Source organism: Candidatus Skiveiella danica, assembly GCF_022705245.1.
GTDB lineage: Bacteria > Pseudomonadota > Gammaproteobacteria > Burkholderiales > Burkholderiaceae_C > Skiveiella > Skiveiella danica.
Genome location: NZ_JAKJEW010000006.1, coordinates 131,317 through 146,710 on the forward strand (window position 1 = coordinate 131,317; position 15,394 = coordinate 146,710).

Consider the following 15,394-nt stretch of genomic DNA (forward strand, 5'->3'; position numbering starts at 1 on the left):
TTCAGCCGCGAGTTCTGGGCATTGCGCGAAGTGGATCTGCTGATCAGGCCCGGCGAAGTGGTGGGCCTGGTGGGGCGCAACGGCGCCGGCAAGTCGACCTTGCTTCAGATGCTGTGCGGCACCCTGCCACCGACCACGGGCCGTCTGCAGGTGCACGGCAGGGTGGCGGCCCTGCTGGAACTGGGGGCGGGGTTCAACCCGGAGTTCACCGGCATCGAGAATGTCTTCATGAATGGCGCCATTCTCGGACTGAAGCATCACGAGGTGGAGGAACGTCTGGATGAAATACTGGCATTTGCCGATATCGGGGAGTTTGTCCATCAACCTGTGAAGACCTATTCGAGCGGGATGTTCGTCCGATTGGCTTTTGCGGTGGCCACGAGCGTGGAGCCCGATATTCTGGTTATTGACGAAGCGCTGGCCGTGGGGGACGGTGCATTTGCGCGCAAATCGTTTGACCGGATCATGCGGCTGAAGGATTCAGGCAAGACGATCTTGTTTTGCTCGCATTCGATGTACCAGGTGGAGGCCTTGTGCTCACGTGCGATCTGGATCGACAAGGGCAAACTGCGGTTGCAAGGCTCGGCAGCGGAAGTAACCAGCGCCTACAACGCCAGCCTGGCTTCCGGGGGCGGCTTTGCGTCGCAAGCCGCATCGTACGCCCCGCCTGGGCAGATGCGCACAGCTGTTCCTGAGGGTACCGGGCGAATTGTTCGTGCCGTGGCCCGCACCGAGTACGAGGAGGGCCGGCAGGTGCATGTGCACTCGAGCGAGACCGATGTCGCAATCACCATCGAGTTCGCCATTGATCCGTCCCTGCCGGTTCCCGGCGTGGCGGTGGGTTTCTCCGATGCGACGGGGTTGACCGTCGCCAGCGCCGGCTCGGTCAATGACGGTGTGACGCTGCGTATGGACAGCGATGGACGCGGACAGGCGACCCTCTTGTTCAGGCGGCTGCCTTTGCTGAAGGGGCGCTATTCGGTGACCTGCTTTCTGACCACAGAGGACGGCGTGCACCCATACGATCAGGTGGAACAGTGTCTGCAACTGGAAGTGACCCAACACGGCCTGGAGCAGGGCGTGGTGACCTTGCCCCATGAGTGGCAGGCTTAAAAACGTCAGCCCATGACATACGACGCCGGAGCCCAGATGCTCGAGATCGCTGGAACGGTTTTTACACTTCGGGATGTCGGCCCATCCGATTGCACAGCTGTCTTGGGCCTGCACCGCCGTGTTTTTGGTTCGACAGTGGATGCAGCCTGGTTTGACTGGAAGTACCGCCATGGCGGCGGCGAGGCGGTGGGTCTGTGGCAAGGCCATGAACTGGTGGCGCACTGCGGAGGCACGCCGCGCACCGTGCTGCATCATGGCCGACCGGCACGTGACCTGCAGATCGGCGATGTGATGGTGGCACCCGAGTGGCGGGGTGTCCTGAGGCGCCGCGGGCCTTTTTATCACGTGTCGGAAAGGCTTTACTCCAGCCGGCTGGGCCCTGCAAAGGATTTTTTTGCCGCGTTTGGCTTTCCGAACGAACGGCATTTGCGGCTGGCCGTGAAGATGGGGCTTAGCTGGGATAGCGGACCAGTGGAGGCGCTGAGTTGGAGCGGCACTGGCGCCCTTCCTCGTCCGGGATGGTCATGGCGTGCAGAAACTCTGGCCGTGGATCACCCCGAATTTGACCGCAGGGTCACCCATGCCTGGTCCGCAATGCAGCAAGAAGCAGGCCGGTATTCCATGGGAGTTCGCGACGCAGCCTACCTGCGATGGCGCTTTGCCATGCGACCCGACCAAGCCTACCGTTTCGTGCAGCTTCGACGCCCCTGGCAGAGGCTGCCGTGCGGCGTGGTGGTGCTCGGGCCGACCGTAGCAGCCCCGAATTACCTGCAGTGGCTGGATTGGGTGGGTCCGCTCGCGCTGTTGCCGATGGCATGCACGTTGGCTCGCCTGGAGGCCGCGCGGTCGGGTTCGGCCGGCCTGACGACATGGGCCTCGCCCGCTGTGGCCCGTCGGCTGGCCGAAACGGGCGTGACGCAGCGCTCGGTGGCCGCCGTTTTGGGCGTACCGAAGGCATCCGACATGACGGAGGAACAGGTGCAGCATCTTGACTGGTGGCTGATGGCAGGCGACACCGATTTCCTATGATGCATTTCATTAAGAATATCAGGCCGACGTTCGGTGGGCGTCAAGCCTTGCGGTCTATATGGACTGCTTACGGCGAGCTCCACTCCACCTCGGTTGGAGGCGATAGGTCCGGCCAAGTTCCGTGTAGACGGCACGTTGCCAGCCCCTTTTTTGACGACAGGAGTTGCTGATGTCCGAGGCAATCCGACTTCCCGATCTCATGTTGGTGACGGGCGTCAGCCGGATCGACGTTTTGTCTGCTCGGCTCGCCGCCTCCCCCTGCCTTCAGCGCGGCGGCCTGCCTTGGGTGGCCCACTTCAATTGCAACTCCGCAGCCATGGCGTTCAATGCCACCCTGGACAGCCGCCCACGGGCAGAATGGCTGGTCTGGGCCCATCAGGATGTGTTCTTGCCGGAAGGCTGGGACCGCCGGTTCGCGGCCGCCTTGCGCGACGCGCGATTCAGATTTCCGAATCTGGCCGTGGCCGGCGCCTATGGAATCAGCGGCGCGGGACGCAGCGCTGTGCGGGCAGGACATGTGCTCGATCGGGGACAGTTGTTGAAGGAACCGGCCGCCCTGCCCTGCCCGGTCAACAGCCTTGATGAACTCTTGCTGGCTGTGCGCGTGGATTCACCTTTGAGAATGGACCCGGCTCTCGGTTTTGATTTCTATGCGACGGATCTGGTGCTTCAGGCACAGGAGGCCGGCCTGGCGAGTGCGGTTGTGGACGCCTATTGCGAGCATTGGTCCGATACGCCGTCAAGCGGACCGATGCCACGCGAGCTTTTCGAGCGTGTCAAGGCAAACGGACATGCTTTCGAGTTGAAATGGGCGCACCGCCTGCCCGTGAGCACTCCCTGTTTCGAAATCACCCGGCCTGGGGATGTGGCTGCCTTTGTCGATTCGATCGCCTGGGTGGCGCCATGAAATCATCCTTTGGAGCCCCAACCCGCAAGTTGATCTGGCGGTGCGTTTCGTGGCTGCACCATCTTGATTTCGCATGGCTGCTGCCTTCTATGGCCCGTCTGCCGTTGGCTTGGGGGTTTTCGCTCGCAAAATTGCGGGGACACCTGAACGCTGCGACGGGCCGGGACTGGCGTTCAGTCGCGCTGGGGTTTCGGCACATTCGGCAACAAAGCCTGGCGGGCTTTCGGCACCTGCCGGTAACGGCCGACGAGTCCCAACTGATGGCATGGCGCGACGCGCGTTTTGTCGCTGAAGCCCGTGACGAGTACGAAGCGCAACTGCTGGCCGCGGACCGCGTGCGGGAATTGCACTGTGTCTTCACACCGCCCGGCGCATCAATTGTTTGCGCCGGGCGCAGCCGCGGCCTGGTTTTGCTGACACCGCATTACGAAAGTTTCTGTCTGGGCATCGCCTTTCTCGGCCGCACGGGCGGCGTCGTCAATTCGATGTCTTCTTCCGTGACTCAGGATCCTCGCGTGGATCCGGCAGTCCGGCGACATTTTGATGACAAGTACCGCGGTCTTGAAACCTACTTGAATGGCGGGCGCGTCATTGACATGGAGTCTGGGCTGCGGCCGTTTTACCGCATGCTGGAACGTCACGAAACGCTTGTGGTGCTGGCCGACGCCCCGGTGCTGCCGGGTGGCGCGGCGATGTCTGTCAATTTTCTGGGTGGACAACGCACGCTGGCAGCAGGCGCACTGCGACTGGCCCAGCGCACCGGAAGTGATCTTGGAGGGTTCATCTGCGCGCCGACATCAACCGGCAGGTACGAATTGACGCTGTGCCCTCCAGGGCCGTCGAACGATCCTGCAACGATTGATCGGGTTTATGCATTTATGTCAGACGCGATCATGGCCAACCCGGGAGGGTGGTGGGCTGCAGACTTGCTACCATTCATGCCTCCGACCGAACCGGTGGCATGATGACAGCTGCCAGCCCCGGCCGCACAAACGCGCGCGAGCAGCGTTTTTTTCGCCATGCCCAGATCTCTGAAATCTCTTCGTGATGGCTACCGTTATTGCAGTCGTGATTCCATGTTTCCGCGTGAAGGACCACATTCTGGATGTCATTGCCCGATTGGGGCCGGAGGTGTCTCAGGTGTACGTGGTCGATGATGCTTGCCCGCAGACTAGCGGTGATTTTGTGTCTGAACACTGCCAGGATCCGCGTGTCAAGGTCTTAAGGCACCCGCGCAATCTTGGCGTTGGCGGCGCCGTAATGACGGGCTACGCCGAGGCACTGCGCAACGGGGCTGATGTGGTGGTGAAAGTGGATGGCGATGGCCAGATGGATCCGGGCCTCATTCCTCTCTTTGTCGCCCCGATCATCAAAGGACAGGCAGACTATACGAAGGGCAATCGCTTTTACGATCTGGCACAGGTCGTCCGGATGCCTGCGAGGCGTTTGGTGGGCAACGCACTGCTTTCGTTTGTGGCCAAACTGTCAACGGGATACTGGAATCTGTTTGACGTCACCAACGGGTTTACTGCAATCCATGCAAAGGTATTGCGCCACCTGCCGATGGAGAAGATCAGCGAGCGCTATTTCTTTGAAACAGACCTGTTGTTCCGGCTGAACACGGTGCGGGCGGTCGTTGTGGACATTCCGATGGATGCTGTGTATGGAACAGAAACCAGCAACTTGAAAATCCACAAGATCTTTCTCGAATTCGCGGGCAAACACTTGCGCAATTTCAGCAAGCGGATTTTTTACAACTACTTCCTGCGCGACATGACTGTGGCATCGCTGGAACTGGTTGCAGGATCAGTCATGCTGCTCTTCGGCCTGCTTTTCGGCGGGCAGCACTGGGCAAGGTCCATCGCAACCGGGACAGCAACACCCACGGGCACAATCATGCTGGCGGCCCTGCCAACGCTGGTAGGGTTGCAGCTGTTGCTGGCGTTTGTCGCCTTCGATGTCGCGAATATGCCACGCCGACCCATTCACGTCGATCTGCCCGACTGATCCCAAGTTTTCAAAGCAGCATTTTGAACCACTACACTATCCCCAGATTGCGTTTCAATACCCAACCCATGAATCGGGCACTCTTGCGGCTGGTCTTTGTTTGCATCACCACACTCGGCGCCACGTTCGCCAGCGCGCAGAATCTGCTGCTCGGCGCCACCGTGACCGACACCTGCGCGTCGTGTCCCCAGGCGCAATTTGGTCCGCCCGGCGCCATCACGGATGGAGACGTCAAGACCAACAGAAACCTGGGGGGCGGTGCTCCTGGCTCATTCATGATTTCGCTCGCAAAGCCGATCGCTTTGGGCAGGGTGGTATTGCTTCCGAACATGACGCCCAATGGACAGGTCTCGTTTGAAATTCAAACGAGTACCGACCCTTCAGGCACGACAGGAACATGGACCAGCCACGGCGGAACTGTCAGCAGGGAGTGGGCTGACAAGCTTGCGATTGATGTGCCTCTGAATCCGCAAACAACCGGCGTCCGGATGGTTAAGGTCATTGTTCACAAGTCACCTGCCTGGGTCTCTTTATACGAGGTTGAAGGCTATTCGAGCCCCAATCCCGGACTGCTCTTGCTGCTCATTCTCCCGCCGCTTCTGGTCGCTGGCGGCCTTCTCTACCGAAGGCGATGGGGCAAGGGAGACCTGCCGAAAACCACACTGTCAAACTCGCGGCATGTCGCGCTGTATTCGGCTTATGTGTCCTGCATCGGCTTGGCACTGGTCGTTCTGTCGGAGCAAATCACCTTTCTTGACAGCGGTGACTTCTTCAGGACCGTCGCCTTCATGCTGACGCATCCGCTTGACGGGACGGGTCGACTTTGGGAGTTCCGGCCCGAAGGCTTTCAGAGACCCGATCACTTTGAATCCGGTGTCTTCTTTTTCGGACTCTTCGGCTATCTGCAGCAATGGACCAGCGGGATTTATTTCGATGTGAGATGGCAATCCATCTCAGCCAAAGTGCTGCTCCTGTGGCTTGGTCATCTCATGGCCGTGCGTATCGCTGCGTTGGTGGGCCTGCGCCTCCTGGGGCAAGCCTTTGTCTTTTCAATGATCAGCATGGTGCTATTTCAGGCTCACAATATTGGCGTTCTCAAGAGTTTTTACAACGAGTACGCGACGCTCTTGGGTTGCGTCGTACTTGTGCTGGGCCTCCTGACGGGTCCCGGTACACAGCGGGCGTTGTTGATCGTGCTCGGTGCATTTCTGTTTGGCATTTCCAAAGTGCAGTTCTTCTATGTGCCCGCGCTTGTGCTGCTCTGTCTGGCGTGGCAACGGCTGCGTCTCCAGTTGCCATTGAGCCGACCCATGATTGCGGCGCTGCTCTGCGTCCAGACGATCTGTGTCCTGCCCTCGCTCCACAACCCCTACCAGCAGCTCAACTATCACCACGCCACTTACTACGGTGCCTACCTGCTGCTCTCACCCGACGAATTGCGCGACCTGGGTCTCAACGCAGCGCAAGTGGACTGCGTTGGACTCGATGCCTGGGGCAACAAGGCCGCAGGCCCTGGCGGAAGCACAGCGCGCCGCGAGAACCACAGTTGCTTCGGCAAGCAAACCCTGAAATTGCATGATGTCCTGTCTCCCTATCTGCAGCACCCAACCCTGCTGTGGCGTCTGGCAGCTTACGCCCTGCCTCACCATTTCACCGTACAGTATTTTCATGTGTTCAAAGAACTCCGATACATCGTACCCGCTGACCGAATTTCATTTGGTTATGGTCGCTGGCTGGTGCAGTTGAGCGAGTTGCGCGATGCCTACGTCACGCGCGCCTGGCCCCTATTGGTTGCCGCAGGCCTGCTCGCGGGCCTGCTTCGCCTGCCGGGTGCCCTCTGGCTGGGAACGGCCAGCCTTTTCCTTGCGCTGTTCATCCCCAGCCAAATGGTGGTGAGCTTGCTGGGCGAAGGCATCCGCGATTTGAGCAAGCACTTGTGGGCCGCGCAACTGGCACTTGATTTGCTGACAATCCTTGTGGCCACCCAGATCGCCCTGTTACTTCGCCAATGGCTCCCCGACCGGCGCAAAGCTCTTCGTGAACAAGTGGGCAGCGTATGAAAAAACAGGTTTCCATCGTCGTACCTGCCTACAACGAAGTTCAGGTTCTTCCCGCGTTCCATGCGCGCACAAGCCAGGTCATCGCGGAACTGTCCCAGTACACCTGGGAAATCCTCTACGTCAACGATGGCAGCACCGACGGCACCCAAGCTGCCATTGAGGCACTCCAGTCATGCGACCCACGCGTCACCAGCGTGGACTTGTCGCGCAATTTCGGCAAGGAGATAGCGATGACCGCGGGTCTCGAGCACGCACGGGGCGATGCCATCATCGTGATTGATGCCGATCTGCAGGACCCCCCTGAGCTCATTGCTGATTTCCTGCGGGTGTGGGAAGAAGGGTTTGATGTCGTCTATGCCCGCAGGACCGACCGCGACGGCGAAACTTGGCTGAAGAAAGCCACCGCATCCTATTTCTATCGCATGATGACGCGTCTTTCGAACGTGCAGATCCCTGCCGATACGGGCGATTACCGATTGCTCAGCCGCCGCGCGGTCCAGGCCTTGCTGCAGCTTCGGGAGCAGCACCGTTTCATGAAAGGCCTGTTCGCATGGGTCGGGTTTCCGTCCAAGGCCATTGAGTACCGGCGCGACCCGCGAGCCGCGGGCACCACCAAGTTCAATTACTGGAAACTTTGGAACTTCGCACTGGAGGGCATCACTTCATTCTCGATCCTGCCGCTCAAGCTGGCCTCCTATCTGGGAATGGCTATTTCCCTGTCCGCGTTCATCGCAGGCTCCTGGATCTTCATCAAGACTCTGGTATGGGGAGATCCGGTGGCGGGTTATCCGACATTGATGGTCACTATCCTGTTTCTCGGCGGCGTGCAGCTGCTCTTCGTCGGCATCCTTGGCGAATATCTGGGCAGGATCTATAACGAAACCAAAGGTCGCCCCTTGTATTTCGTGCAGCGCTACATACCCGCAACACCGGTTACCGATCCCGCCGAACAGCCGAATCACTCGCAATGAGCCTCCGGAAGCAGTTTCTTGTTTTTGGCGCGGTCGGAACAGTGGGTTTCATCATCGATTCAGCCGTCCTGTACGCGACTGCCGGATGGCTGGGCTGGTATGGCGCCCGTGCTCTCTCATTCGTGGCAGCCACCACCGCAAACTGGCAACTCAATCGCCACTTCACTTTTCGCAGTGCGATTGCCGCGAAGCGCGCAGGATTCAAACATCTGACGCGTCAGTATTTCAGCTATCTTGCCTCCATGGGGGGTGGGGCTTTGCTGAACTATGCCGTCTACGCAGCAATCATCGACAGGTCCACTCATCCGCTGGCCCCGTTGACGGGCGTGGCTGCCGGAAGCATTGCCGGCCTGATGGTCAATTTTTTTTCAGCGCGGTACCTCTTGCTTCGCCGCGGCCAGATTCAAAGCCCACCTCAATAGCTTAACGGCGGCACGGCTGTCAGCGGTTCGACCGCCCGATGGCAAGTGCAGGCTTCTCGACCAAGAACCACGACAGCCCCGCGCACGCCAAACCGATCGTCGTACTGGCCATTGCAAACACGGCGACGCCGGCGCTTGCCAACCCGAACATCGCAAGAACCTGCTGCACGGGAAAGCCATACAGATACAAACCGTATGACCAGTCGCCCATTTTTTCCGGCAGCTTGGGCAAAAGTCCTCGCCGGCTTCCAAGCGCCAAGACGAATACAGAAAATCCGAAGACAAACACGGCTGTCTGCACGTTCGAGTGGTTCATCGCGACCGAAATTCCAATGAGCAGGGCACCCAACCACAATGACGGTCTTACCGTACCGCGCCACAGGCTAAACCACGCACCAATGGCAAAAAAAAGACCTAGTTTGACTGCTGTTAACCCAAGGTATTGTTCATGAGGGATTTCTGGTGATATCAGGGGCATTGAGTAGAGGAGGAACCCAAGAGTCATGACCGCGCCGCTGACAGCGGCACGCCGGGGAACGCGCAGCAACCACAGAAATGTCAATGCAAAGTAACAACTGATCTCGTAGGGCAAGGACCACAGTGACCCATTGACGGCGACGGGCAAGGGATTCGTCGCGAACACTCCGGGTAGGGCATATTGAATTTTCCATGCGGATATGTTCCAGAGGTAAGCGGCCGTCTGCGGGTGCTTGAGATAGGTCTCGAGTGGTAGGGTCGTGAGGACGGGCCCAAGCCAATAGGCACAGTAAATCGTCAACACCGCAAGCGCAGGGAATATCCGGAACGCACGCTTCCTTGCGAAAGAAAACACACTCGACGAGCGTTCCAGCGAATTCGTCACCAGATATCCGCTGAGGACAAAGAAGATGGATACCCCAATCCCGCCAAGCGTGTCGATTCCTGTGTGGCGTGCAAAGGGATCAAGCACCGGCTGCCCGGTAAGTGGGTAGCAGTGACTGAACAACACGAACCAGGCCGCAACCAATCGCAGCAGGTCAAAGTTGTTGGTGCGCCGATCCAGCTGACCTTCCATTGTTGTTTGATTGTTCATGACCAATGGACCACTCATTGGTCGGCGCCATCGAGACAAATTGACGAGCCATGACGATATTGAGGGCTGCGGTGCTGTCCGCTCAAGTTTCGAAGTGATTGACGTAATACAACGTCGAAGCCACCTTTCAAACTGGCTCAAATGTGTCAGTTCCGCCATAGAGCCCATGGTGGTTTCGCCCCTTTTTTCCGTAGTCAAAAGCTGTCCATTATGCGTACATCCTGTCTTACAATCACCCGACCCAGAACGCCAGCATCAAGTTGAGGCAACCGTTCGGGCGTTTGATGTTGTCGCTTCGCACTGTACGAGGTAGCAAGCGGCTCGCGCGTTCGGCCACCTGGCCACCACACCACACTGTTCTCAGGCCGGACTGTCCCCGGGTCTCATATGAGTTTTCCCCTTTTCTTGTTGACCTTGACAACGGTCATAGGACTATCGGTCGGGCAGATTCTGTTCAAGTTGGCTGCCGTTGCGATGAATGGCGACGGTCCTTTATGGCTGTCAATTGGTCGCAACCTGTACCTTCTGAGCGCGCTGGTGGTTTACGGTCTTTCCACCGCATTGTGGATAGCAGTCCTGCGCCAGGCACCGCTGCGACTGGCGTACCCTTTCGTGGCCATGGCCTTCGTGCTGGTACCGATCTTGGGGCACTGGTTCTTGGGAGAGCCGTTGCGCTGGCAAACCTTCGTGGGTGCAGGACTGATCGGTGCGGGAATCTGGATTTCGGTGGGCACGGAATGATATCCAGCCTGTCTGAGTTCTTTCAGAATCACCGCGGCAGGTTATTGATCTGCCTCTTGCTTGCGTTGGCCGGTTGGTTGCTTTCGCTGAAGATCCCACCGATGCAGTCACCTGACGAAAACCAGCATGTGGCAAGGGCGTACCTTTTGGCGCACGGAGACCTGACATTGTCGACGCTGCCGAGCCGAAATTCCGGTGGATGGGTGGATGGGGGGCTGGTGTCTTTCATCAATGGCTACATGACCCTCCCCGGACATCCTGCCAGGCACCTTAGTGCCAGCGAGCGCGCCCAATTGGACAACACGCGATGGCAGGGTGAAGTAAGTAGGGCCTTCTTTGAAATGCCCGGAACGGGCTATTACATGCCTCTGGCGTATCTACCCCATGCCGTGGGTTTGCGGGCTGGTGAGTGGGCGGGACTCTCTGTTGACCGATCCTACCGGTTGGCGCGAATGGCCGTACTGCTTGCCTGCCTCGGCCTGCTCGCCTGGAGTTTTTCATTGCTCCGCCCGCCGTCATTGGTGCTGGCGGTGTTGCTGCTTCCGATGAGCGTGTTTCAGCTTCTGTCTCCCAGCCTGGATGGACTTACAACCAGTCTTGCGCTTCTCGCGATCAGTATTTTCTTGTCCGTCCTGCGTGGAGGGCAGGTAACGCCGAGATGGGCCTCTTGGACCCTGGCGACCAGTCTTTTGATTGTGGTCGGCAGCAGGGTGCATCTGTTGCCAATGCTGCTGATGCCCTTTTTTCTCTTCTGGAAACATCGGCATAGACGCGATCTTTATCTGGGGATCGGACTGGTGCTGGCATCATTGGGATGGGTGGCGTATGCCCTGCTTTCGACAACGGACCTGAGGGTTGTGCGCAGTCATGGGACGGTGGAAGTGCTGCGCCATTATTTGAAGTCTCCTCAGGATTACGTGCGCGTCGTCTGGCGCACGCTCCTCAATGCGGACTTGAGAGATTTCTACTTCCGATCTTTTGTCGGGAATCTGGGCTGGCTGGATGCGCCGCTGCGTTCCTTCTTTTACCCTTGGCTGGGGGTGGGCCTTTGCTTGTGTGCACTGGCATCCCTCTCTTGGCGGAAGGGCGTTGAAGATGTTCAGGCCCGTACGGTATTGTTGGCAATAGCAATTGCTTCGGCCTCACTCGTCTTCCTGGCATTGCTGGTGACCTGGACTCCCCATCCCGCCTCGGTTATTTTGGGGGTGCAAGGCCGGTATTTCGTGGTTCCTGTCCTGCTAACGGCTTATGCATTGGGGGGATTCGGACGGACACGGGGGCTGTGGCGGCAATGCATGGACTGGTTGTTGCTGGCTGCTTTCGCTGGCTTGAGCCTGACTGCGCTGATCTTGGGGCTTCAGGATCGTTTCGCAGGATGACCACTCCATGGTGGCCACGATCATCGTCAACTTTTTTTGCGCGGATCTGACCGCGGGCGCCGTCAACAGCGTGCTGACGGATACACCAGGCGCCCATGTCGTTGTGGTGGACAACAGCGAAAGCCCCGCCGAAGCGGAACTCCTGAAAGCTGTTCTTGATGGCCGGGCGCAGTTGCTGGTCAACAAAAGAAACACCGGTTTTGGCGCTGCCTGCAACCTCGGTTTCGCCGCCACCGACACCGACCTGGTGATGTTGCTGAACCCGGACGCCCGGGCAATGCCAGGCTGCATCCCGATTCTGGCGGCGGCACTCCATGCCCATCCGGAGCTGGGCGCAGTCAGTCCCACGCAGTGGTGGGAGCCATCAGGCCGCTGGCTGTTGCCACCCGCTTGGTTGCCCACGGGCATCGGAATGTGGAGCGTCGAGCAGGCCTGGCGCCTGCCTCGGTGGGCGAGACGCTTGTCGCACGCCTACCGCCGTCTTGCGCTGCAGGCATGGACGGCCCAAGACGAAGTGGTACGACAACGGGCTCTTTCGGGCGGCGCCATGATGGTGCGTCGATCATCAGCGTTGGCGGCAGGCGGTCTGTTCGACCCCGCGTATTTCATGTATTACGAGGATTCCGACTTGTGCCTGCGCCTTCGACGAGCGGGTATGGCATTGGCGCTGGTGCCTCGTGCAACCGCATTGCATGAATGGAGTCACTCAGCAGCCAAGATCGGAATGATGGAGGCATCCAAAGAAATCTACTTGAAGCAGCACTTTGAGGGAAAGGGTGCCTGGGCAGAACGGTTGTCTCGTTGCACCGCGCAGCCGGCGCGCCGACAACCGTTGCAATACGAAGCCTTGTCTCATCTGCCCGAGGCCATTGCGGTGCCCTCCGAATGGTACGCCGGCTGGTTGCTGGAGGTCAGTCCATCACCGTTGCTGGTACCTGCGATCGGACAGCTGGGTCAAGGGCCATCAGTGGCGCTGCCTGCGCCACTGATGGCGCGCCTGGGTGCAGGCCCTCTGTACCTGCGGCTGGGCCCCGCATTTGCGGACGCCCCGGATGCTCGGCTTTACGTCAGCGAAAACTCCGCAGCAGGCGGCTGAGCCAGCGCAGGGGCGCGGTGATGCGCCAAGCTCGCGAGTTCAACGTCATTTCGAGTCGCTGCCGTGCTTCGTCGCGGTCACGCTGAGCCTCAGCCAACTGGCTGCAGAGCCGCTGCTGGTATAGACCCGCTTCGTCGAGTTGGCGCCTGATGGCTTCCGCACGGCTTGTCGCCAGATCGAATGCCGTCTCTGCTCGCTGGGCTTCTGCGGTCCTCCGTTGAAGTTCCTCGGTGCGTTTCCCAAGGGCACTTTGCAGGACAGAATTGTCTTCTTCAGCTGCGATCATTGCCGAATCCATCCGTACTTTCATCATGTGGTGGATCGGGTCGAATCCTGGTTCATCAGCTGAGGCTATCTGGTCGGGTGTGACGAGACTCAATGCTTCGGCAAAACGAACCGATGCAGGTAGGGTGTATGTGCGATAGGTGTTGAGGGCCTGGATATGGCGTGTGTAGTCCTGATGGGCCAACTGGGAAGGAAACAAAAGCATGGCGCTCTGCTTTTCGGACCAGACCTGCGTAATATCAACGAGCAGGTTGGCGCATTGGGGTGCCCCCACTTCATATAGCAGTAAGGTCGGAACGGGTTCACCGGCGCGCAGCAATTCAGCTGCAGCGGACCAAGCCGCTCGAAAAGTGGCAAGGTGGTCCGGATGAATTTCCCACATGGAGGGCGCCAGAATCACGTCAACCTGGTGCTGGCGCACCTTTTCGGCAATGAGGGAACTCAATTCAGCCTGGGCCGCCAGGCTGCGATCCGCCAAGCCTTCAAAAACCGCAGGACCAATGCCCAAGCTTGCCAACGCAGCGTTGGTTTCAGCCTGCCGGGTAAGGTATATCTCGACCCTATCCTCCGCTTCTGCGTATCCTGCGCCGTCGCTGAGGACATATACATGGATATTCACCCCGGCTCGACGATAGAGGGCCAGACATCCACCACAACCAAAGATCTCGTCGTCAGGGTGCGGCGCCAAAACCAGGACGTTCTGAGCGACAGGCAATGACGACGGGCTGTAGGGTAGATACCAGTCCTCCATAGGGGTCACCTATTGCGAAATTTATGCCAGATGCGACGAATAGGGTGATAAAACCTCCTTAGCACGGGTGTACCAAGGACTTTACTTCGTAACCAGGATGTCGGGATACCTGACACATAGAGTTCGCGCGAAAGCGCCTGCGCAATAGCAAGGATTTCGGGTGGGCTGAGTTCGATGCGAAGTTTTGCATGCTGGGCTTGCGCCTTCGCATAGTACTCATCCAGTTGTTGCTGGCGCTGAACAGCGTGCTCTGCCACAGAAGGCACTCGGTAGAGTGACGTGACTTTGGGCACAAGAAGAAAGTCGTGTCGAAGTGAGTAGCGAACCCAAAGGTTCCAGTCTTCAAGATTTTCGAGTTCGGTGTCGAATCCCCCATATTCCAAGAACAGTTTGCGCTGAAACAAGACGGTCTGGATGGGGAGGTAGTTGTGATGCCACAGTAATGGGCGATTAAATGGCTGCCGGTAAATCAGGCAATGCATGATATCGCGGTAGACCCATGGCTCGTGACTGACGATGTCCGACCGTACCTCATAGGCCAGACTGTAGACAGCTCCAAGCTGGGGTTGCTTGTCCCATGCGGCGACAAGAACTTCAAGGTGATCCGCATAGAATAGATCATCATCGTCCAGAAAACACACCAAGGTACCGGTGGCGGCCTTAAGCGCGGTATTGCCTGCCACGCAACGCCCCGCTTTATCACAGGGAAGATAGATCAAGTTTGGAAACCGCTTTGTGGCGCGCAATGCGTCAACCAACGGCTGCGCGGTAGCGCCACCATCCTCGACGATTACGAGTTCGATATTTTGATAGGTTTGTGCAACGACTGAAGAAACAGCCTCTCGCAGTTTGCCCGAACGGCCAGGCATGGTGCGCACCAATACGCTGACGAGAGGTTGCTGTGAGAGCGGGCGATCGGAATAGCGATAAAAGGCCCCTTCCCGCGACATCGCGTAATCCCACATCCGGAACGGGAAAGACCGTTGGCTCCGGTGTCTGGTGGTCAAGAACTGCGGGGCCAGCCAGAAAAGCCGGAGAAGATTCGACAGCAAGCCGCGACGCTGGCCTTTGAATTGAATCGGCATGAAAAAGAGGCCCAGGTACATTGCAAAGCCCTGAAAAACTTCATCCGATCTGCCATAGCGACAACGTAGAAGTACGTTTGCCAATGTGCTGCCAAGAAATTGTTGCGGTTTTACTTCCGCTGCTTCCTCATACGTATGGTGCCAGACAGTGGCCTGCGGTACGTACCGCAGGCGATGGCCATGGTCACGCAAGCGATAAGACAATTCGACGTCTTCTCCATACAGGAAGAGCCGGGGCTCATAACCGCCCACGGCTCTGACAGCGGACGCTCGCAACAGTACACAAGCACTGGAGCACCATTCCGTGTCGCCGGTGACGGGGTGGTAGTCTTTTGGGTGTTCAAAAGGCTTTTGCCTGCATTCCCAAGCGGCAACCTCGGCCGCATCCGCAACAGCTGTGTCCAACAAAGTCGTCAGCGTGTTAGCCTCAAATTCCAGATCAACATTGGTTACCAGGAAATACTCGCTGCCCACTT

At 58.5% G+C, this 15,394-nt stretch carries 14 protein-coding genes; 11 read left to right on the forward strand and 3 right to left on the reverse strand.

All coding sequences use genetic code 11. From position 1 onward, the window contains the following. Positions 1–30 precede the first annotated feature (30 nt). From ACMUOY_RS05375 to ACMUOY_RS05410, 8 genes are all read left to right on the forward strand, one after another. Complete coding sequence (locus ACMUOY_RS05375) at positions 31–1,113, forward strand: ABC transporter ATP-binding protein (RefSeq protein ID WP_413891669.1); 1,083 nt, start codon at positions 31–33, stop codon at positions 1,111–1,113. A 12-nt stretch (positions 1,114–1,125) separates the two neighbouring features. Next, the gene (locus ACMUOY_RS05380; protein ID WP_413891670.1) at positions 1,126–2,142 is read left to right on the forward strand and encodes a GNAT family N-acetyltransferase; all 1,017 of its coding nucleotides are present in this window, start codon (positions 1,126–1,128) and stop codon (positions 2,140–2,142) included. A gap of 169 nt (positions 2,143–2,311) precedes the next feature. After that, entirely contained in the window at positions 2,312–3,049 is a 738-nt protein-coding gene (locus ACMUOY_RS05385; RefSeq protein ID WP_413891671.1) for a hypothetical protein, read from the forward strand. Beyond that, positions 3,046–4,014, forward strand: a complete 969-nt coding sequence (locus tag ACMUOY_RS05390) for a hypothetical protein (RefSeq protein WP_413891672.1) — start codon at positions 3,046–3,048, stop codon at positions 4,012–4,014. The genes ACMUOY_RS05385 and ACMUOY_RS05390 overlap by 4 nt, the downstream gene beginning before the upstream one ends. Positions 4,015–4,096: 82 nt before the next feature. Then, entirely contained in the window at positions 4,097–5,056 is a 960-nt protein-coding gene (locus tag ACMUOY_RS05395) for a glycosyltransferase family 2 protein (protein ID WP_413891673.1), read from the forward strand. Between the two features lie 68 nt (positions 5,057–5,124). Further along, positions 5,125–7,116, forward strand: a complete 1,992-nt coding sequence (locus ACMUOY_RS05400; RefSeq protein WP_413891674.1) for a hypothetical protein — start codon at positions 5,125–5,127, stop codon at positions 7,114–7,116. Continuing rightward, the gene (locus ACMUOY_RS05405; RefSeq protein WP_413891675.1) at positions 7,113–8,087 is read left to right on the forward strand and encodes a glycosyltransferase family 2 protein; all 975 of its coding nucleotides are present in this window, start codon (positions 7,113–7,115) and stop codon (positions 8,085–8,087) included. The genes ACMUOY_RS05400 and ACMUOY_RS05405 overlap by 4 nt, the downstream gene beginning before the upstream one ends. Beyond that, positions 8,084–8,509 (forward strand): GtrA family protein, encoded by a 426-nt coding sequence (locus ACMUOY_RS05410; RefSeq protein ID WP_413891676.1) that lies wholly within the window; start codon positions 8,084–8,086, stop codon positions 8,507–8,509. The genes ACMUOY_RS05405 and ACMUOY_RS05410 overlap by 4 nt, the downstream gene beginning before the upstream one ends. Before the next feature lie 19 nt (positions 8,510–8,528). Here the strand turns inward: ACMUOY_RS05410 and ACMUOY_RS05415 are convergent, their stop codons facing one another. Further along, on the reverse strand, positions 8,529–9,581 hold the full coding sequence (locus tag ACMUOY_RS05415; RefSeq protein ID WP_413891677.1) for an acyltransferase family protein: 1,053 nt from the start codon (positions 9,579–9,581) through the stop codon (positions 8,529–8,531). Between the two features lie 387 nt (positions 9,582–9,968). Between ACMUOY_RS05415 and ACMUOY_RS05420 the strand changes: the two genes are divergently transcribed. Genes ACMUOY_RS05420 through ACMUOY_RS05430 form a run of 3 tightly spaced genes read left to right on the forward strand, consistent with a single transcriptional unit; the run spans position 9,969 to position 12,797 of the window. Further along, positions 9,969–10,322, forward strand: a complete 354-nt coding sequence (locus ACMUOY_RS05420) for an EamA family transporter (RefSeq protein WP_413891678.1) — start codon at positions 9,969–9,971, stop codon at positions 10,320–10,322. Beyond that, positions 10,319–11,701, forward strand: coding sequence for a DUF2142 domain-containing protein (locus ACMUOY_RS05425; protein ID WP_413891679.1), 1,383 nt, complete (start codon positions 10,319–10,321; stop codon positions 11,699–11,701). The genes ACMUOY_RS05420 and ACMUOY_RS05425 overlap by 4 nt, the downstream gene beginning before the upstream one ends. A gap of 7 nt (positions 11,702–11,708) precedes the next feature. Further along, the gene (locus tag ACMUOY_RS05430) at positions 11,709–12,797 is read left to right on the forward strand and encodes a glycosyltransferase family 2 protein (RefSeq protein WP_413891680.1); all 1,089 of its coding nucleotides are present in this window, start codon (positions 11,709–11,711) and stop codon (positions 12,795–12,797) included. Here ACMUOY_RS05430 and ACMUOY_RS05435 read toward each other — a convergent pair. Both ACMUOY_RS05435 and ACMUOY_RS05440 read right to left on the reverse strand, forming a co-directional pair. Next, entirely contained in the window at positions 12,769–13,833 is a 1,065-nt protein-coding gene (locus ACMUOY_RS05435) for a PIG-L family deacetylase (RefSeq protein WP_413891681.1), read from the reverse strand. The genes ACMUOY_RS05430 and ACMUOY_RS05435 overlap by 29 nt on opposite strands. 5 nt (positions 13,834–13,838) lie before the next feature. After that, the coding region (locus ACMUOY_RS05440) for a glycosyltransferase (RefSeq protein ID WP_413891682.1) at positions 13,839–15,394 on the reverse strand (1,556 nt) is incomplete at its 5' end.